Origin of the sequence: Paenibacillus sp. 7523-1 (assembly GCF_002276415.1) — a bacterium.
Taxonomy (GTDB): Bacteria; Bacillota; Bacilli; order Paenibacillales; family Paenibacillaceae; genus Paenibacillus; species Paenibacillus illinoisensis_A.
The window spans coordinates 1-20032 of sequence record NZ_NPBR01000030.1 but is presented as its reverse complement, the minus strand read 5'-3'; the positions used below and the strand labels follow the sequence as shown (position 1 = coordinate 20032).

Annotated in this window: 21 protein-coding genes; 4 read left to right on the top strand and 17 right to left on the bottom strand. The window is 47.0% G+C overall.

The annotated features are described in order from the left end of the window. The first annotated feature begins 115 nt into the window (after positions 1–115). Positions 116–595: a GAF domain-containing protein gene (locus CHH60_RS27440; protein WP_095293228.1), complete on the top strand. Its 480-nt coding sequence runs from the start codon at positions 116–118 to the stop codon at positions 593–595. A 156-nt stretch (positions 596–751) separates the two neighbouring features. Here the strand turns inward: CHH60_RS27440 and CHH60_RS27435 are convergent, their stop codons facing one another. The 7 genes from CHH60_RS27435 to CHH60_RS27405 all read right to left on the bottom strand — a co-directional run bounded on the left by CHH60_RS27435 (position 752) and on the right by CHH60_RS27405 (position 8652). Next, the gene (locus tag CHH60_RS27435) at positions 752–1543 is read right to left on the bottom strand and encodes a MerR family transcriptional regulator (protein ID WP_095362092.1); all 792 of its coding nucleotides are present in this window, start codon (positions 1541–1543) and stop codon (positions 752–754) included. 293 nt (positions 1544–1836) lie between these two features. Continuing rightward, positions 1837–3261 (bottom strand): aldehyde dehydrogenase family protein, encoded by a 1425-nt coding sequence (locus CHH60_RS27430; RefSeq protein ID WP_095362091.1) that lies wholly within the window; start codon positions 3259–3261, stop codon positions 1837–1839. Between the two features lie 154 nt (positions 3262–3415). Then, positions 3416–3838 (bottom strand): universal stress protein, encoded by a 423-nt coding sequence (locus CHH60_RS27425; RefSeq protein ID WP_095362090.1) that lies wholly within the window; start codon positions 3836–3838, stop codon positions 3416–3418. Positions 3839–3855: 17 nt separating this feature from the next. After that, a complete protein-coding gene (locus CHH60_RS27420; RefSeq protein WP_095362089.1) occupies positions 3856–5073 on the bottom strand; it encodes an MFS transporter in 1218 nt (405 codons plus the stop codon). Between the two features lie 157 nt (positions 5074–5230). Then, entirely contained in the window at positions 5231–5686 is a 456-nt protein-coding gene (locus CHH60_RS27415; protein WP_095362088.1) for a MerR family transcriptional regulator, read from the bottom strand. A 176-nt stretch (positions 5687–5862) separates the two neighbouring features. Beyond that, positions 5863–6225 carry an SdpI family protein gene (locus CHH60_RS27410; RefSeq protein WP_095362087.1) on the bottom strand — a complete coding sequence of 121 codons (363 nt, stop codon included), beginning with the start codon at positions 6223–6225 and terminating at the stop codon, positions 5863–5865. Between the two features lie 108 nt (positions 6226–6333). After that, positions 6334–8652 carry a heavy metal translocating P-type ATPase gene (locus CHH60_RS27405; protein ID WP_095362086.1) on the bottom strand — a complete coding sequence of 773 codons (2319 nt, stop codon included), beginning with the start codon at positions 8650–8652 and terminating at the stop codon, positions 6334–6336. A 227-nt stretch (positions 8653–8879) separates the two neighbouring features. On the opposite strand from CHH60_RS27405, the gene CHH60_RS27400 reads away from it, so the two are divergent. Next, positions 8880–9251, top strand: coding sequence for an ArsR/SmtB family transcription factor (locus tag CHH60_RS27400; RefSeq protein WP_095362085.1), 372 nt, complete (start codon positions 8880–8882; stop codon positions 9249–9251). A gap of 102 nt (positions 9252–9353) precedes the next feature. Here CHH60_RS27400 and CHH60_RS27395 read toward each other — a convergent pair whose 3' ends face one another. The 10 genes from CHH60_RS27395 to CHH60_RS27350 all read right to left on the bottom strand — a co-directional run bounded on the left by CHH60_RS27395 (position 9354) and on the right by CHH60_RS27350 (position 17854). Beyond that, positions 9354–10514 carry an AI-2E family transporter gene (locus tag CHH60_RS27395; RefSeq protein ID WP_095362084.1) on the bottom strand — a complete coding sequence of 387 codons (1161 nt, stop codon included), beginning with the start codon at positions 10512–10514 and terminating at the stop codon, positions 9354–9356. A 302-nt stretch (positions 10515–10816) separates the two neighbouring features. Next, positions 10817–11851, bottom strand: coding sequence for an LLM class flavin-dependent oxidoreductase (locus CHH60_RS27390; protein ID WP_095362083.1), 1035 nt, complete (start codon positions 11849–11851; stop codon positions 10817–10819). A 160-nt stretch (positions 11852–12011) separates the two neighbouring features. Continuing rightward, the gene (locus CHH60_RS27385) at positions 12012–12323 is read right to left on the bottom strand and encodes an ArsR/SmtB family transcription factor (RefSeq protein WP_095362082.1); all 312 of its coding nucleotides are present in this window, start codon (positions 12321–12323) and stop codon (positions 12012–12014) included. Between the two features lie 92 nt (positions 12324–12415). Beyond that, on the bottom strand, positions 12416–12997 hold the full coding sequence (locus tag CHH60_RS27380; RefSeq protein WP_095362081.1) for an NAD(P)H-dependent oxidoreductase: 582 nt from the start codon (positions 12995–12997) through the stop codon (positions 12416–12418). 115 nt (positions 12998–13112) lie between these two features. Next, complete coding sequence (locus CHH60_RS27375) at positions 13113–13487, bottom strand: MarR family winged helix-turn-helix transcriptional regulator (RefSeq protein WP_341173756.1); 375 nt, start codon at positions 13485–13487, stop codon at positions 13113–13115. Positions 13488–13681: 194 nt separating this feature from the next. Continuing rightward, complete coding sequence (locus CHH60_RS27370) at positions 13682–14338, bottom strand: NAD(P)H-dependent oxidoreductase (RefSeq protein ID WP_441339417.1); 657 nt, start codon at positions 14336–14338, stop codon at positions 13682–13684. A gap of 252 nt (positions 14339–14590) precedes the next feature. Then, entirely contained in the window at positions 14591–15049 is a 459-nt protein-coding gene (locus tag CHH60_RS27365; protein ID WP_095362078.1) for a DUF523 domain-containing protein, read from the bottom strand. Between the two features lie 57 nt (positions 15050–15106). Continuing rightward, a complete protein-coding gene (locus CHH60_RS27360) occupies positions 15107–16357 on the bottom strand; it encodes a hypothetical protein (protein WP_095362077.1) in 1251 nt (416 codons plus the stop codon). After that, a complete protein-coding gene (locus tag CHH60_RS27355) occupies positions 16354–16932 on the bottom strand; it encodes an RNA polymerase sigma factor (RefSeq protein ID WP_095362076.1) in 579 nt (192 codons plus the stop codon). Before CHH60_RS27355 ends, CHH60_RS27360 begins: the two co-directional genes overlap by 4 nt. 190 nt (positions 16933–17122) lie before the next feature. Beyond that, complete coding sequence (locus CHH60_RS27350) at positions 17123–17854, bottom strand: class I SAM-dependent methyltransferase (protein ID WP_095362075.1); 732 nt, start codon at positions 17852–17854, stop codon at positions 17123–17125. Positions 17855–18020: 166 nt separating this feature from the next. Here CHH60_RS27350 and CHH60_RS27345 point away from each other — a divergent pair, with 166 nt between their 5' ends. Together CHH60_RS27345 and CHH60_RS27340 are read left to right on the top strand one after the other, a co-directional pair. After that, positions 18021–19376, top strand: coding sequence for an MATE family efflux transporter (locus CHH60_RS27345; RefSeq protein WP_095362074.1), 1356 nt, complete (start codon positions 18021–18023; stop codon positions 19374–19376). A gap of 253 nt (positions 19377–19629) precedes the next feature. Continuing rightward, positions 19630–19812 carry a hypothetical protein gene (locus CHH60_RS27340; RefSeq protein ID WP_095362073.1) on the top strand — a complete coding sequence of 61 codons (183 nt, stop codon included), beginning with the start codon at positions 19630–19632 and terminating at the stop codon, positions 19810–19812. Positions 19813–20032: the final 220 nt, after the last annotated feature.

The window sequence follows — 20032 nt, the reverse complement described above, 5'->3', positions numbered from 1 at the left end:
TACAGGGGTTTCCCCTTCTCAATCAAAATTCTACCGAAATCCTCCGCTTGACTAAAGGCATGTACTGCACTATCTTGAAAATAAGTACCATTTTTGCTCGGGAGGGTGATTCACCATGTTTCAAGCTGTTTCCTATGAAGGAACACGAAGCGAGCAGCACACCGCCGTCCTGGGACAGTTAAGTGCTCTGATCCGCGATGAACCAAGCGCCATTGCCAATCTGGCAAACGCTGCGGCGCTGCTCAATGTATTTTTAACCGATACCAATTGGGTCGGATTCTACCTTTATGATGGCAAAGAACTTGTTCTTGGTCCATTCCAAGGGCTGCCTGCCTGCATCCGTATTCCGCTCGGACGCGGGGTATGCGGCACATCTGCGGCGGAACGACGCACACTCGTTGTAGACGATGTTCATGCTTTCCCAGGTCATATTGCCTGCGATGCCGCATCGAACAGTGAGATTGTCGTGCCCATTATCAAAGACGGCGAATTATATGGGGTGCTCGACATCGACAGCCCGATCAAAAACCGGTTTGACGACGAAGATCGTATTTTCCTGGAACAGGCCGTCAAACTGCTCACAGAGCAGCTGTAACCACGGTTCTGCCGAAGGTCATTGTACCTATAATAAGCAGGTCGTTACAGCAATACGTACCGAAGATAACCAAAAAGCACAGACCATTAGTGGTCTGTGCTTTTTGGTTTATGCCTTTACATCCATGTTCTGCTCGCCCATGGTTACTCTATGCATCTAGGTCAATTCCTGTTCCGCTTTGATCATCATGCCGTCTCGCAAAAATTCAGCCAGCTTCGGATGATAACCATCGTACATTTGGCGGAAATTTTGATGCTCCACATACAGATTGCCCAAATCACGATAGATTTCGGCAGTAGGCGTGTAATAATCCTTGACCCATTCGAGATGTCTGCCAATGATATGCTGAACTTCCGGGGATTCAGGTGTCAGGCCATCTTCGATCGCCCGCTGTAAGTCCCGGTTGATTCGGTCTATTTTTTCCTGGGAATCCAGGTAATCTTCTTTGGTTTTGAGTTCCCCGTCATAAGATACGGCTGATTCAGATTGTGCTGGATGCCAGTTATTCGTTATGACCGGTTCATGGTTCGGTGCCTCCGTTGAATCAGGCAGCATACTGTGATGCCCTTTTTTGACAAAACCCTGATACAACTCCCGAACCTCAAGCTCATATTCTCCCTGCAAATGGGAAATGGTTTTGTCCAGAGTCTGGATCAAGCCATGCAAATGTAAGGCCTTCTCCAGCAGCTGAATGCGCTGTTGCTGCATCAGTTGAATGATATCGTGATGATCCTCCTGCAGCATGGAGCCGATTTCTTCCTGCTCCACTCCCAGCTCCTTACAGAACAGAATCTGCTGGAGCTTCAACAGCTCCGGTTTCTCATAATAAACTTCATTCTGGTCTCTACCTGCAAATGCAGGTGTTAGCCAACCTGATTTCACATATTGGCTCAATTCATTCAGACTTATACCGGACATGCCGGATACGTCTGCCATGGTATACGCCATTCGCAACACCTCCTGTCTACACTGCCTTATGATTCAGGTTTATTCATACTGCTTTTTATGTTGATTGAGTTAGGTACAAGATGGGGACAACAATTAGTCGATTGTTTTGCGGTATGTAAAATATTTATACCCTTCTGATGGGATGTGAACCGGGGGTCAGAAGGGAAATCGAAAGTGTTTTCACTATTTCCTATTGATTGATATAAGAAAAGTCCCGCACCAACTACATTGGGTGCAGGACCTTATTATTACTTCATGTTAGACAGGGCAAAACAGCCTGTTTGCAAACATCCTTAATTTTTATTGAACATGACAAATTTGAGTTCTGTCATTTCTTCAACGGCGTATTTGACACCTTCACGTCCCATACCGCTCTGCTTCACACCACCGTATGGCATGTGATCCACCCGGAACGTAGGAATGTCGTTAATTATGACCCCTCCAGCCTCGATATGATCAGCTGCATGCAGTGCCGTATGAATATTGTTCGTGAATATACCAGCCTGCAGTCCATAGATAGAATCATTTACGTACTCAATGCCTTCTTGGACCGAGTCAACAGTGTTAATTACAACAATCGGTGCAAAGACTTCCTGGCACGACACCTTGGCATCACGCGGCACGTTAACGAGCACGGTTGGACGCAGCACGCCTCCTTCAGCCTCTCCTCCTGCGGCGACCGTAGCTCCTGCCTGTTTTGCCTCTCCGATCCAATCCAGTGTCCGCTGTACGTCTTTGGCTGTAATAAGGGCCGAAACAACCGTATCCGGCTTCAGCGGATCTCCTATCACGACTTGATTCGCTTCTTCCGCGAAGCGGCGTATGAATTCGTCTGCAATGGCACGGTGTACATAGATACGCTGCAATGAAATGCATACCTGACCCTGATACGTAAAAGCACCTGTCACGCATCTTGGCACGACTTTGTCCAGATCCGCATCCTGATCCACAATGACAGCTGCATTTGATCCAAGTTCCAGTGTTACCCGTTTCAATCCCGCCTGACTGCGAATGCTTGTCCCTACAGCTGGGCTGCCCGTAAATGTAATATGGGCTATGCGTGGATCGGATACGAGCACATCACCAATTGTTTTGCCATCTCCGCTTACCACGTTTAATGCCCCATCCGGCAACCCGGCTTCCTGAAGCAGGTTTGCAATATAGTAGGCAGACAACGGTGTCTGCTCAGCCGGTTTCAGAACAATGGTATTGCCTGCTGCAAGTGCAGGTCCAACCTTGTGTGCCACCAAATTCATCGGAAAATTAAACGGCGTAATCGCCCCGATGACACCCAGAGGCTGTCGCATGGTATATCCGATGCGCCCTTCGCCGCCCTTGGCTGCATCCAGGGGAACAGTCTCTCCCGTCAACCGCTTCGCTTCTTCTGCGGCAAAACGGTACGTTTCCACGGTACGATCCACTTCCGCAAGGGCAGCCGTGATCGGCTTGGCAGCTTCCAGCGCAATCACTCGTGCCGCCTCTTCCTTCCGCTCTTCCAGCAGGGCCGAGAGTTTGTAGAGAATGTCTGCACGCTTATGGGCAGGCATGAAGCGCATCTCTTTGCCGGCCTGAACGGCAGCTGTTATGGCTGCTTCTGCCTCCTCCGCTGAAGCGGTAGACACTTCCGCCAATGTTTCTCCGGAATACGGTGCCTGAAGTGCCTTATATTTTATGGATTCCGTGGGTTTACCACCGATAAACAGATGTTGTTTTTTCATTATTGAATCCTCCAATCCATCATTGCTGCAAGTCCGACCTATGAAGTTACAGCGGGTCAAGTCCATGACAGAACAACCTGGTGATCGCAGTTATCCTTTATCTATTTATACACCACAGCAGTATCTTCAACCCAGCCTTAATTCTGGCAGAGTCCTATTTCACCGTTAATACCGGGCATTCTGCTTGTTTCAATACACCGTGGCTGACACTGCCAACGACGATTTCAGCCAGCACGCTTTTGCCACCCGTGCCCATTACAATGAGATTGCCCTCTCTCTCACGCGATACCCGGCAGATCTCGTTTACCGGGTCTCCTGCTATCAGCAGCGTCTCATAAGGGATAGAATGTCCGGACAACAGCTGTTCTACCGGTGCAATAATATGCCGCCCTTCTTCCGCAATTCGGGCTTCGAGGTCTACTCCCAGAGCCGGCTCATTCAACGATATAGAAGGATTCACATGCACGATAATCAATCTGGCGGGATGCTTCAAATTTTCAGCTAAGTCAACTGCTGTTTCCAACGCCTTATGAGCATGATCCGACCCATCAACAGCCACTACGATTCGTTCCAGCATTTCAATTCCCCCATCCATTAATGTGTAATTGCTGCATCGATATCACGCAGATGTCTACGGCGTGCAAGCAGAACCACGACACCAACCAATACCATCAATGCGCCAAAATAAAACGGTGTTTCCGGCAGGAACCATTCCGACAATTTACCTGCAAGCCAAGGTGCCAGCGCACCGCCAAGGAAACGTACGAAGCTGTAGGCAGCGGACGCAACCGAGCGTTCAACCGGAGCAGCCTCCATAACAGCCGTCGTAATCAATGTGTTGTTGATACCGAGGAATATCCCGGCGACGATAACAGCAACAATGACAGTTGTGGACGATCCCATGACTGTACCCACGGCCATAACAATAAGGTCAATCGCAAACAGGGTCAGCATAACACTCATGGAAGGGACCGAGCCGAATCGACGCTGCAGTCTTGGTGCCACGAATACCGACGTAATCGCAAGCATGAGGCCCCAGCCAAAGAACACATAACCAAGTCCGTGCTCATCCAGGTTCATCACATAAGGTGAATAAGCCATCAACGTGAAGAAACCAAAGTTATACAGGAAGGCAGTAATCGCCAGTGTTTTCAGGGATGGATAACCCAGCGCCTTGAACGGATCGGACAAGGAACTGCGTGTTTTCGGCTTGGCCATTTTGGGCAGCATAAACGTAATGCTGATAAAGGCAATCATCATCAGGACTGCAACGCCATAGAATGGGCCACGCCATGAGATGGAACCAAGCTCACCACCAAGCAGTGGACCTACGGCAATACCAAGACCAAGGGCAGCTTCGTACAAAATAATCGCTTTGGCTGTCCCCGAAGTGGACAGACCAACAATGGCAGATAACGCTGTAGCGATAAACAAGGCATTACCTAGCCCCCAGCCTCCGCGGTAACCAACCAGGGCACCAACCGTATCTGATGTTCCGCCCAGAGCAGAGAAGATGACGATAAGTATAATCCCGCTAAGCAGCGTCCATTTGACACCGATCCGGCTGGAAACAACGCCAGTAATCAGCATGGCAATCCCGGTTACGGCGTTATAGCTTGTAAACAGCAAGGAAACCTGACTTTTGGATGCATGCAGCTGATCTGCAATGGCAGGCAGGATCGGGTCAACCAATCCCAGCCCCATAAATGAAATGATACAAGCGAAGGCGACAGCCCATACAGCCCGTGGTTGGGACAGTAATCCTCCGCGTGATGACGGCAGTTCATCAGGTAAGGATGGTTCTCTTTTCATACATGATACCTCCTAGTTATGAATTGAAATATAATTGTAATGCATGAAATTTTCATTTCATTTTCAAAATCAAGTGAAACAAAACGGCACAAAATGACACCGGCTCTCCGGTGCTTGCACGATTTCGTTTGTATGGAGTTATGTGCTGCTCTCTTGCTTATCCGTCTTCCGGATGTTTCGTAATCTCATTCTTTTGTAATCGCTGAATCCCGTTCTGAACCCTTTCTCGCAAATCCTCCAGCTCTGCCTGTACGGCATGAATACTCTGCAGTTTCTGTTCAATTAACTGTAGTTGACCACCCAGCGTTTCATCCATACTCGTGAGTTTTTCAATCCGATCCTTCACTTCGGTTGTCTGCTGGTAATCAAATCGCTGCTCATTCAGCACATCAGCCATTGCGATATACGTATGCAGTTCCTGTAGGGAGAAGCCAAGCACTTCCTTGGCACGGACGACCTTTTTCAGATAGTCGATATCCTCTCTCGTATACAGCCGCGTGCCACCGTCCGTCCGCTGAGGTGAAGGCATGACACCAATCTCTTCGTAATACCGGATGGTACGCTTCGTCAAACCACATTCCTTGGCTACGTCGTCGATCTTATACAAGCTCATTTCCTTCACCTCACTTTTATATGTCTATAATGTTATGTACATAATTATATATAATTATAACGTTAACGTCAACGTTAGATTTGATCTGCAGCAGCGCCATGACCTCACCGAACACAAAAAAGACCCGCTTTCGCGGATCTTCTGCCTCTATCTTATATACATCAAACTACGATTTTCTATGATGCACCTTGCTCGCTTTGCTTCCGCTTCTGAGCATGCTGTACTTCCTTTAAGCGCCCTTCCACTTTCGTAAACAGTCTGAACGTATAGAACGCAACTGCAAACAGACTGAGTACGAGTGCCTGTACATCGGTAAACCAGAATCCAAGAATACCAAACACCGTAATTATGACCCCAAACTGCATCATCAGGTTTGCGCTGTAACGCTGAGCTTCGTCCCATAAATCGGGATCACTCATGGCGCGCGGGGTACGATAACCATATATGCCATTAATCTTTTTCGGCGGTTTTTTGAACAGCATTAACCCCAGCACGAAATAGCACACTCCGCATATTAACCCTACAATTGCTCCTGCCAAATTGTTCTCCCCTTCTCTTCAAACGTGCCTCTAAACATGCCTGCAGCCATAAAAATAAAAAAACGGCTCTACGTATATACGAAGAGCCGCGTCGTTCGTTTCGAAAACTTAAATGTTCTTCACACGCAGCACCCGCATAGCGTTCAGAACGGCTAGAACCGTAACACCCACATCGGAGAAAACAGCTTCCCACATCGTGGCTATGCCGAACACTCCAAGCAGTAGGAAGATCACCTTAACGCCCAAGGCAAAACCGATATTTTGCCAGACAATCATTCGTGTCCGCTTCGCAATGCGGATGGCGCTTGCCAATCTGGACGGTTCATCCGTCATGATGACCACATCTGCGGCTTCGATGGCAGCATCAGACCCGAGTCCTCCCATGGCTACACCTACATCCGCACGAGCCAGCACAGGTGTATCGTTGATGCCATCCCCGACAAACACCATTTTCTCCTTCGGAGACTTGCCCGCTTCGAGCTCTTCGAGCCGTTCTACTTTGTGCTGAGGCAGAAGCTCAGCGTATACCTCATCGACTCCCAGCTGCTGGCCAACGGCTTCACCAACGGCTTTGGCATCACCTGTGAGCATGACCGTTTTGCGGATGCCGAGTGTCTTCAGTGCCTGTATCGCTGCCGCAGCATCATCCTTCACTTCATCCGCAATAATCAAATGGCCAGCATATGCGCCTGCTTCAGCAACGTGTACCACTGTCCCTACCGTCTCTGGCTTGGTATAAGTAATACCCGCCTGTTCCATCAGTTTCGCGTTCCCTGCCAGCACTTCACGGCCATCCACACGGACTCTGATCCCATGTCCGGCAACCTCGTCATATCCTTCAACACCTTGTGTACGGATATCTTTGGCCCAGGCTGCACGAATCGATTCGGCGATGGGGTGATTCGATTGGGCCTCCGCGATGGCTGCGAGTTCCATCAGTTCACCTTCTGTACGTTCGCCTTCCGGACGAATAGCCGTTACGTTGAATACACCTTTGGTTAGTGTACCCGTTTTATCAAAAACAACTATTTTCACATCATTCAATGCTTCAAGGTAATTGCTGCCTTTCACCAGAATCCCGTTACGGGAGGCAGCCCCGATCCCGCCGAAGAATCCGAGTGGAATGGAAACTACCAGTGCGCATGGACAGGAGATGACCAGAAAGACCAGTGCACGATAAATCCAATCGGCAAATGTTGCACCACTTAGCACGAGCGGTGGTACGAACGCAATCAACGCTGCAAGAATAACGACGATCGGCGTGTAATAACGGGCAAATTTACTGATGAAGTGTTCCGTTTTCGCTTTGCGGCTGCTGGCATTCTGCACCAGATCCAGAATCTTGGATACCGTCGATTCTCCGAAGGTTTTGGTCACTTCAATCGTCAGCATACCATTCTTATTCACAAAACCACTGAGTACATCACTTCCAGGCTCCAGTTCCCGAGGAACGGATTCCCCTGTAAGAGCAGACGTGTCTACCATGGAATGTCCTGCCTTCACCATTCCATCCAGCGGAACCTTCTCACCCGCACGGACAACGATGCGATCACCGATGCGCACATCTTCAGGAGAGACACGCTTGGTCTCATCGCCAGAACCGACCAGAATATTGGCATAGTCCGGGCGAATGTCCATAAGCGACTGAATCGACTTGCGAGAGCGGTTAACCGCCATACCCTGAAACAGCTCCCCAAGCTGATAGAAGAGCATAACCGCTACCCCTTCAGGATACTCACCAATGGCAAAAGCACCAATCGTTGCAACCGACATCAGGAAGTACTCGTCGAATACCTGACCACGAATGATGTTTTTGCAAGCCTGGAGGACGATATCTCCTCCTGCAATCAGATAAGCAACGATATAGAGAGCGAGCTGTGCCCATCCGTCCAGTGGGGACCAGATGGCCGCAGCAAGTAGGGCAGAGCCGGCGGCAAGCCGGGTAAGCAGCACCTTCGTCTGTCCTGCACCATGCTCGTGCGAATGCCCGGCATGCGCATCATGATCATGTGAATGACCGTGGTCATGCCCGGCATGACTGTGATGATCATGCGCATGATGTTGTGCACCATGACCATGGCTATGGTGATGCGCTCCTTCCACAGCTGTTTCTGCATGTGTGTGCAGTTGGCCGTCCAATGGATCTCCCAGCCCGGCAGAAGTCTGATTGCCGAGCGGCGGTCTCCCTTTTTCCGAGATGCGAATGTGCGGCTCAAGCCGCAGGACCTTACGCTTCGCTTCTTCCATAACTTGCTCATCCATATCGGAAGTTGTATGCACCAGCAGGGTTTTGGTTACGAAATTAACGGAGCAATCCGTTATACCCTTTATTTTTTTGACACCATTCTCAATCTTCAGCGCACAATTGGCACAATCCAATCCATCCAGCAGCAGTTCTCGTTTCACCTGTTCCTGACCGGTTCCCATGTGAATTCTCCCCTTTGCAGTTTGAAGCAGCATGAACATTTTAATTGAAGTTAATATATGAGCAACCATTCATATATTTGATTAACCCTATTATATGCACGCCTAAACTGGAGTGTCAACGATCGATGTTGATTTTACAGACAGAATATGCTAATAGTAATCATTTCGCTTTAGACGTTTTTTGGATATAATAGGCGTATAGTTGCTAGCATAGGCGGTGATAGGAAATGGAACAACCGGTTAAAGCGCCAGCGGATTGTGATGCGGCCTGCTCGGGAACGGAAGCGGACGTAGAGTCCATCCGCACTTCCCTTATAGATCGGGAGACTTCTTCCGAGATGGCGGATTGGTTCAAGGCGTTCAGTGACCCAACCCGACTACGTATTATTGATGCGCTGTTGCAGAAGGAATTATGTGTACATGATCTGACGGTGCTGCTTGATATGGGACAGTCGGCCATTTCACACCAGCTGCGTTCACTCCGCAACATGCGGATCGTCAAACGCCGCAAGGAAGGCAAGACGGTGTATTATTCTCTGGATGATACGCATATAGAGCAAATCTTCCTGCAAACGCTCCAGCATATTAAACATGGCTAGGCGTAAGCCAGCCTGTTCAGACAAAGAGAACCCCCGTCTTTCGGCTGCTGCCGATGACAGGGGTTCTCTTTCGTTAAGGGTACCGTTTTCCACATGCAGTACCTACAGTAAATTGTTTTTATTCGGATCATACAGACCGGAACGGCTCTTGAACCAGTTGAAGATGTGGGATACACAGACCTTAAGCACCGCATAACCCGGAACGGCCAGCAGAATGCCCACCACACCGAACAGATTGCCTGATGTCAGAATGACAAAGATAATTGTGATCGGATGAATTTTGAGCGTTTTGCCCATGATCTGTGGAGAGATAAACTTCCCTTCAATTAGCTGTACAATCGTCCATACCGCCACCATTTTCAGCAGCATCACGGGAGAAGTCACCAGCGCCACAATGAGTGCAGGCGTAATGGCAATCGCAGGTCCCAGATACGGCACCACGCTGGTAAAGGAAGCGATAATGGCCAGAATCAATGCGTAATCCAGTCCAATGATCATATAACCGATATAGAGCAGGATACCGATACAGAAGCTCACGATAATTTGCCCGCGAATGAACGAACTGATCTGGTGGTTAATGTCGTGAAGTACCTCCATGGCACCCGTACGGCTTTTGATCGGCAGAAACGACAGGATCTTCTCCGGAAGCTTCTTCCCGTCCTTAAGCAGGTAAAACAGAATAAATGGTACGGTTACAATGGATAATACCGTTTCGGTAAAAGCTCCAAGGAAACCGCCGAGTTTATTCCAGGTGGAATTCAGAATCTCTGTAGCTTTCTCGGAGATCGTTCCCCACCAGTCCTGCCAGTTCATGTTCACCGTTTCCTGGACCTGACTGAACAGCTGACTGCCCGTAAGCTCCTCGAACTGCTGTCTGACATTTTCACTATACATCGGGAAATTAGCGATAAGCCCCATAATCTGATTGCGGAGCACTGGAATGACTGCCAATACCACAACCGTCAAAATGCCGCCAATCGCGAGGTAAAGGATCAGTATCGACCATCCACGCTTAATCTTCCACTTTTCCATCACATCCACCAGCGGATTCAGCAGATAGTAGAGGATACCAGACAGAATGATAGGCAGTACAATCGTCTTGATTAGCACCGCAACTGGATGCAGAACAAAGGATATCTTTGTTAGCACCATCACGTTTAATCCGACCAGCAGCAGAATCAGCAGAAATAGGACAAACTTGTTGTTCAGAAAAAACCGCTTAAACCGATCCGGCCAAATGCGGGGTTGTTCGGGTTGCTCCATGGGCATGTCTTCCTCTCTTATGTATCTGATCATGATAAAAATAAGCTTTCATACTGCATGCCTCATGCACATGCGAATAAAGAAACTTGTACAAGCCAACATATGTATAATGCTCTTGGTTTATACGTACGGCTCTTTTAACCGTTTCAAAATAGACCGTAATGTCATTTTACCCTAAAAAATCAGAACTGCCTCATAAATTCATTAGGATGAGTTCTTGATAAGCAAAAACGGACCGCCTCTTGCGAGGGCGACCCGTTATTGAATCCGATATTCTAATCCTTGTTCTTATGCTGTTAAAGTTATGCCTTACCCGCCAATTGTGCGATCAATTCATAAGAATGCAGACGTGCCTGATGGTCATAAATCATAGATGTAATAATAACCTCATCCGCTTGTGTCTGGGCAATAAATGATTCAAGCTGTCCACGTACCGTCTCAGGTGAGCCGTTCACGGCTGCTTTCAGCGTCTGTTCCACTCCAGCTCGCTCGCGGTCGGTCCATTTGCCTTCCATATCGGCTGGTGGTTGTACCAGTCCTGTCGTCCCGCGGATGATGTTCAGGAACTGCTGCTGCATCGTTGTGCCAAGCCATGCTGCTTCTTCATCGGTATCTGCAACAACTGCATTCACACCTACAATAACATGCGGCTCCTTCAGTGTGTCAGAGGGCTGGAAGCTGCTTCGATATGTTTCAAGGGCAATACGAGTATAATCGGGCGAGAAGTGGCTGGCAAAAGCAAACGGCAATCCGAGCCGCCCTGCCAAACGTGCACTGAAATCACTGGAACCGAGCAGGTAAATTGGGATGTTCAACCCTTCACCCGGCACCGCACGAACAGGTGCATGATAGGATGTAGCAGATGTATCGAAGTACGCTCTCAGCTCAGCCAGCAATTCCGGGAAGTCTTCTCCGCTGTTCAGATCTTTGCGCAGTGCAAGAGAGGTACGGCGGTCACTACCTGGTGCACGGCCCAGTCCAAGATCGATACGGCCCGGATATAGGGATTCCAGTGTTCCGAACTGCTCGGCAATAACGAGTGGTGCATGGTTGGGCAGCATGATACCACCGGAACCGAGACGAATGGTATTCGTGCCACTTGCCAGGTATCCGATCACTACCGATGTAGCGGAAGAAGCAATACCTGGCATATTATGATGCTCAGCTACCCAGTAGCGATGGTATCCCCAACGCTCGGCATGCTGTGCCAGATCCAGACTATTGCGGAGCGCATCTGCAGGTGTAGCACCCACAACGACAGGAGCCAGATCCAGGATGGACAGCTTAACGTCGTTAATATGTTGTTTATGGGATGAAACTTGGTTATCAGTAGTCATTATAAGAAGTTCTCCTTTGGTGAGATATATTTTTGTATATCCAGATATATAGATGTAAATACACATAGAAATAGGAGTACCAGCATTGTTCTTCGCCGTTTACATCCGGACGGAATCCCCGCCTGCTGCTGCATTCTTGCTTCCGTCCTGGCGTCCGGCTTTATAACTCGTGCTGTACATACTCGGCAAATTGACGAATGGTTTCTTCGTTGCGGCGATAATACGTCCACTGGCCCCTGCGCTCGGAGAGCAGCAGCCCGGCTTTGAGCATGGTCAGCAAATAACTGGATATGACGGATTGAGCCAATCCAGCCTTCATCTGAATGGTTCCGACACAGATCCCGCTCTTCCCTTTATCGGGATGCTGAGACAATTCCAGAGGTGAGAAATGCTGCTCCGGATCTTTGAGCCATGACAGTATCTGCCTGCGTGTCTCGTTGGACAAAGCTTTAAATATGAGTAAAGGTTCCATGGGTAAGATTATACCCCCTTTCTTCTATTTTGCAAACCAAACAGGTCGATTCATCATGCGAATCGACCTGCCAATTGTTGCATTAGTCTTCGTTAGAATTTGGTGCTTACCGTTTGCTTCACTTGCTCCAACATGGATTGATAAGCTGAGTCATCCAGATATCCGATACTGCCAAAGAACAAATGATCCACGGACTCAATTCCTACGAAATCAAAGATTCCGACATCGGAGGTCATTTTCATGCCGGCAGTCATGCCAATCTGGTCATATATGTCACTAGGTGTACCGTGTGTATTGATGATCAGTCCTTTTTTGCCTGTTAACAGCTTCTCGATTCCTGCTTCGCCTGAAGCATAAGCAAAACCATATGCAAATACCCGGTCAACGTACCCTTTCAAGATTGCCGGCAGCCCTGTCCACCAGATTGGGTAGATAAACGTAATTGCATCGGCATCCGTGATAAACTTCTGCTCTGTCGCAATATCTTGTGGATTCTGTCCTGCTCGCATGGATGCCGTGTCAGCTGCGCTCAATACAGGCTGAAATTCCAGAGCATACAGATCACGAACAACAACTTCATGACCTTGGGCTTCAAGTGCTTCTACAGCCGTGTTTAGAATGGCGCGATTGAAGCTGTCTGCGTGGGGATGTGCATATACGATAAGATGTTTCATAATAGATTACCTCCAGGTTATTGTTATATTATGCTGCTGCATAGTGAAGCAATTGATACTCACTAGACCTATCCATAGATATCTATGTTTTTGTCTAAAAAAATTTTTTCTTTTTTTATAGCTTATGAACGATTCCAATCAACAGACTTTCCAGCTGTTCCGCTTGCTCATCTGTCATTCCACCATAGACCATTTCCTGAATTGTCTCCGATACTTGTTCAAAAATGGGCTTAAGCTGCCGTCCTTGCTCTGTGAGGCGAATCAACGTCACCCGGCTGTCTTCCGCACTCTTGCTGCGTTCCACATAGCCCAGCTTCTCCAGCTTGTTCACAAGCACGGTCACCGTTGGCTGTGTACGATGAACACGTTCGGCCAGCGTCTTGATGGACAGCGAATCTTCACGGTACAAAAACATCAAAATGTCACCGTGGGATGGAACAATCCCCGTAACGTCGTGCTGCTCCAGTTCCTGAACAATGCGTTTGTTCACATGATCCCTGATCCTAGCGATTAGTGCAATTGCATTATATTTTGGCATGACCTCATTATACATAGATGTCTATATATAAGCAAGCTTCATTTTTATTAATGTGTTTTATTAAAGCGTTGGCATTTGTCAAATCAGCCCCTGCTACCTCCTTGATGTAACAGAAGATAACCGAGGCTTACTTCGTATGATTTTATTTACTCAATCCATTCTGTAATCTTGTCCAGAGGTTGCCGAGACTTTTCGCGTTTAGGTTCCTCTGCACGATAGCCAAACGCCGCCATCATCGAAATGTCCCACGCTCCATTCTCCAGCAAACCTTCTTCTTCGAGAATACGATGCACATCCTGGTAGCTGAAACCTTCAATCGGGCAAGAATCGATGCCAATAAGAGCTGCCGAGGTCATCATATTGCCAAGTGCAATGTAAGTCTGTTTGGATGCCCAATCGAATAGCGTTTTTGGGTTCTCAAGCAGACGCTGGTTGTTTTGAAAATTTCCGTATGCCGCACTTGTTAACTCAAACACATCATCCGGCATGCCCTTAATCTCTTTGAGCATGTACTCCGCATAAGGGGAATTATAACTTGCATCGGTCCGGGCCAGAATGACCACGAAATGGCTCGCCGTTGCCAATTGCTTCTGCGCTCCAGAGGATACTTCAGACAAGCGCTGGCGTAGCTCCGGTTTTTGCACAATCAAGAACTTCCATGGCTCGAATCCGATCGAACTCGGTGATAGCCTTCCTGTTTCCAGAATAAATTCAAAATCCTCCGCTGTAATTTTCCGTGAACCATCAAATACCTTCGTTGCATGCCGGAAATGATATGCGTTCAAAATTTCTTCTTTTTTCATTGTTTGTGTTGTAGGCTCCATGAAACTCCACGTCCTTCTCTTTAATTATTTTAATGGTATGCTGACTCTCGGTGTCTTCATTATTTTCTCATTTGCTTAAGTATTAGTTTAGAATCTATAACTACAAATTAAAAGTACGCACATTATTGTTGCTCAGTATTTAAAAGTAAGTATTGTGTCGTTACAAAGAGAAAAAGCCGCTTCGAGAATATGATTATTCTCCTGGGCGGCTTGTTCCATACCTTGTATGCTTTACAATTGTTCCATGAATTCAACTTCCGAAATGACTTTATAGCCTTCTTGCCGAAGCAGAGCGGATGTGACGCCTTCACCTTGTACCTTGTGATTAGTGAAGTTACCATCATAGATGGCTTGTGTGCCGCAGGAAGGACTGAACTCCTTCAATACAACACAAGAAACATCCAATTTTTTGGCCCATTCCAGCGTTTGATAGGCTCCCTTAATATACAGATCTGTAACGTCCCTGCCACCTCTCTCCAGCACCTGTGCTGTGCCTGCGAGCACATCCTTGCCTGTACCTCCGATAATCTCTGCCGGTTCCCGCGGGGTGGAGAATCCGCCGAGCAGTTCCGGACAGACCATCATGGCCTGCTCTTGCGCTACGAGCTCCTGAATCTTCTCATCCAGACTCGCTGTTCCGTTGTAACGGCAGGCTACGCCAGCAAGACATGAACTCACCAAATATTTCATTATGCTCTCCTTATGTTCAATTCCTAAGCTATTAGGATTGTATCATACCGATTAAACTTAAAGATCTGATATTGTAATCATGGTAATGCGTGCATTTTCTTCATAACGAATTTGAATCATATTGGCCATCTCTTCCAAGCGGAATGTTGCCATGCCAACATTGTTTTTATCCCGTTCAAAGACATATTTATCAAGATCAATACCGAACATTTTTTGGATTATGGGTGCTGCATTCTGCCTGATTATTTTTTCGTCCATGTTATTCAGCTTATCAAAGTAGAGCTCATACTCCTCACCCGTTTCGAGCTCTGGAACGCCCCTTTGAAAATCCATTACAGTATATTCATTGCTAAATCTCCCACCAACACTTCTTACCAAATAGCGGTCTCCAAAATACAGGGACGTTGTTTCCTCAAGCTGTTTATCATTTTGAGTAAACGTTACACTTTTCAAAGCAGGTGCTGGCTCACCAGACAAGGCTTCAATCGAACTTCTCGCATTGGTTATCAAATCTTTGGACACTGTGTCGGTACTCACTGTACCAGAAACCGAAACTGCTTCATCCCGTGTCCATTCAATGCTGCCACTACCTTTCCCGTTCTCCAAAAATAATGTGGTAAACCATACAGGCTTCTCCTGACCCTGCTTCATTTTCACATAACGTCTGGCTGAGATTGGCTTCAGCGTTGGATCGCTGTTAATTCCTTTAAGAAGCCCAGGGACTTGACGCAGAAACCGGTACTCCAGCTCGCTGCCAGGCATCTCACTTCGCATATCGGCTTCCACCAGTGCTCCAGTCTTCCCATCCAGCCACATCTTGGCATACTCTGATTTATTCACGTCGCCAGCCTCGATATATACCCACCCGGTAATTGGACCCTTCTTAGCGTAATGGACTTCCAGTTGTTTACCTAGATAGTCTCTCATCGTCATAGCTACAGTTTGCTTCATCTCGCTTGTTAGCAGGTTCATGCTAGGGTCCTCCGAGAGCTGCAGAGCAGACACAGGATACACCTTCTCTACAATGGGTTCCAGAACCTGTCCATTCCATAAGATAGCTGCTGCAGCTACTGCCGCAACTGTTGTAACTACAACAACCTTCCAGGGACGTGAACGAACAGTACGACGGTTACGCTTCATAGTATGTTGTTTCTTCTTGTGATCTGGAGCATCATTGACATGTTTCTCACCCGTTTTCATCCATTCCACCTGGCGAAGTACATTCTGCTTGTGCTGGTCTTGAAAAGGAGACGATGCAAACGGCTCCTTGCGGATTTCTTTTTCCCAGTCCTCATCCTTGAACCTCATCTATTTCTCTCCTCCCATTGTTTCCGCACTTTAGCTTTGCCCCGTGATAATCTCGATTTCACTGTACCTGTACTGATTCTCAACATTTCCGCAATTTCGTTCATAGTGAGCTCATACTTCAGATGCAGCAACAAGATTTCACGAAACTTATCCGGCAGAGCCAGAACGATATCCCATATTTCATGTACATGCTCCCTACTTATTACCTCGGCTTCAGCTGAGGGATGGGCATATGGTGCAGGCGTCATCTCACGAATATGTGAAGGTCCCTGTTCTGATTCGATCGGAAGCGTCTCCCCCCATAAACTGCTGCGAAAAAACCTCGATTTCCGGTATGTAAATGTCGTATTTCTAGTAATGGTGAGCAACCAGGTTTTCAGAGAGCACTCCCCGCGAAAGTGTTTGATCCCGGAGTATGCCCGAATAAATACTTGCTGTGATATTTCGTCTGCCTGCTCCGTACTTTTGGTCAAAAAGTATGCATAGTTCCACACATCATTTCCATAGTCATCCATCATGCTGCTGAGTGTGTAATTGTCGATCGTCTGGGCCTGGGCCAGAAATTGATATTCCAACGGATGTTCACCTCACTTAATAAGACTGTATCATCTCCGGTTTGGTTCCCAATCCGATCATTTTCTCATTTCCTTTTCTAAAATTAATTAAAATAAACCAGTAGGGTTCCAACGATGTGAACCTACTGGTTAAGCCATATCCAGGCTATGCAGCCTAATACTAACCATTCTAGCCAACTTTACAGATAGCTCATGCTTTAACTGCTGCGATCATGAGAAACATGGGACGGCGATTCTCGTCTCGCATACCCGGGATTTCCATCATCTCAGGTGAAGGTTTGGACTCAGCAACCTGCTGAATCACAAATCCCGCCTGGATCAGTTCATTCAGATGGGTTTCCAACGTCCGGTGGTACTTAACTACGTCCTGATTCAGGAAATTGGCGACACGCTTTCCCTCCTGATGGTAGTCATCCACAGGCCAATGCATAATCTCACCTTGAGGCCCATAGTGCCAATCCTGCGCAGCACGAGCCGTGAAGATCGGATGTTCCACTGAATATACCAATGTACCACCCTCGACAAGACAAGCATGGATTTGAGCAAATACCTGATCCAAATGTTCAATGTAGTGCAGCGCAAGTGAGCTAATGACCACATCAAATTGTTCAGGGGCAAATTCAATATCTTCAATGGCCATATGCCTGTACTCAATCCGAGAATCATCCGTCATCTCCCGGGCACGCTGCAGCATATTCTCAGATAGATCTACGCCAATAACTGATCTGGCCTGCTGCTCCCGTGCATAGCGGCAATGCCAGCCAAAGCCACAGCCCAGATCCAGTACATTTTTGTCCTTCAACTCAGGTAGCATGGTTCGCAGTTTATACCACTCACCTGCAGCCTCAAGCCCTTGAGTAGAACGAGCCATCTGACTATAGTTCCTGAAAAACTCTACCTCATCATATTTGTTCTGCTTCATACAACAGCTCCCCTTCTTTATTAAAAAGACTACAGTAACTCTACTACATAAACGAGGTTTTTGAGGAAAAGTTGCCAAGCAAATTCATCCCGTGTTATCATACAGAACGAACGTTCAGTATTATTTGTTACAGAATGAACATTCAGTTTATTAAATGGAGGTTATTATGAACACGAACTGGACGCATCCCCTCGAAAGGCAATCTGTAGGAAAAGCTTTTGTAAGCTACCTTGTGCCATCCATACTTGGGATGCTGGTCATTGCTTTTAATTTTATTATCGATGGCATCATGGTTGGGCACAAACTTGGATCCACTGCGCTCGCCGGAATTGGTATTGCTTCACCGGTATACACCCTTTTCGTGGCAATGTCGTTATGGATCGGCATGGGCGGAGCTACCCTGTATTCCAACTATATGGGTCAAAGGGATATGACCACAGCCAAACAAATATTCACGAAATCAATTACGATTATTCTGCTAATTACGATGGCTATAGGATATACCGCATTTACATTCAAGGACCAACTGGTCTATGCTTTGGGTGCCAATGCAGAGACGTTTCCCTATGCCGCTGACTATATAAACATCATGCTGTTGTTCGGGTTTGTATTCACCATTGAAAATGCCCTGACTATCTTTGTCCGTAACGACGGTGATCCCAACACCTCCATGTACGCGCAGATCACATTTGCCGTAGCCAATATCGTTCTTAATTATATAACGTTGTATGTACTCGAATGGGGTGTGCAAGGTGTGGCCATCGGTACGATCGTCTCGGCTTCCCTAGCCCTGCTTGTCCTGTTGTCTCACTTTTTCAAAAAATCCAATAACCTTGTCATCACTCGGTTCAAATGGAATACCAAACTGCTCGGAACCATTGTTCTTATTGGTTTTCCCAGCTTTCTTGCCGAACTCGGCATGTCTGTCTTCTCCATCTCACACAACATTTCACTGGACCGGATTGCAGGTACGGATGGTGTAGCATCCTTTACAGTACTGAATTATATCCATGGTGTAGTTTTGCTCGCTTTTCTGGGTCTGGCTTCTGCTGCCCAACCTCTGGTTAGTTACTATCATGGAGCCAAACAGATGACGCGTGAAAAACAAACCATTCGCATAGCCTCCAGAACGGCTCTGGCCTGTGGTGTCATACTGCTGCTTGTTGTGCAATGGGGAGCACCTTATTTCGTTCAGATCTTCGGAAACTTCAGTGAGAGTGTCACAAGCAATGCCGTGTATGGTTTAAGAATATTTACTTTTGCATATCTGTTTATGGGGATCAACTTTGTCATGAGCACCTATTTCCAATCGGTAGGGAATGCCAAAATGGCAATCTGGATCACGGCTGCACGTGAGATGATCATCATGATTGCATTCATTGCAGTCCTTCCATCTTTCTGGGGCGTAACAGGTGTATGGCTTGCTGTGCCTCTCTCTGAGATGCTAGTTCTCGTGACAATTGCCGTTTACTATAGGAAACGTACTGTTTCGGAGAGGATTCATAGTCTGACTATTGAGTAGATTTTAATTTTACAGTTAAAAGGCCTGTCTAATCCATGGATTAGACAGGTCTTTCACATCCATATTCGGTTGAATGTCATAGAAAACGAATTAATTAGTTCAAATTTGGATTAACCCAATTTCACCAACTATATTGGAATATCGAAACAGCCATTGCTGTCCATTGTTGCATCGAGCCCATACTTGTTCAGAATTTGTTGAGATCACTATGGTACAGTTGAATGATTAACCTGATTGGATGGTGCACGAACGAATGGATAAGGCATACTTCGAAGAAATGCATAAACTTGGGCATGATGATGAATTAAGATATCGGCTTCTTATTAGAGGCGTTAAACAATTATTAGAGAATCAGAAAAAGGAACGCATCAAACAACGTTCCCAATTGCTCAAACTCCGCAAGAAAAAAGAGCCCCAGGCTGCTAACTGGTCGTAAACATATAAGAAGTCATAAATAGATAAAAATTTCATCTTAAGTAAAAGAACAAATGAGCTAGTGCAACACCCCCATCGGGTAGATCCCTATTTATTTCTTAACTACAAGTGTGTTTATGAGTCATAATAGAAGGAGGCACTATTCAATTAGAATAGTGCCTCCTCTTGTATTTATTTAATAGTATTTAATAGTCATTCTTATAATAATCTTACTTGAATAT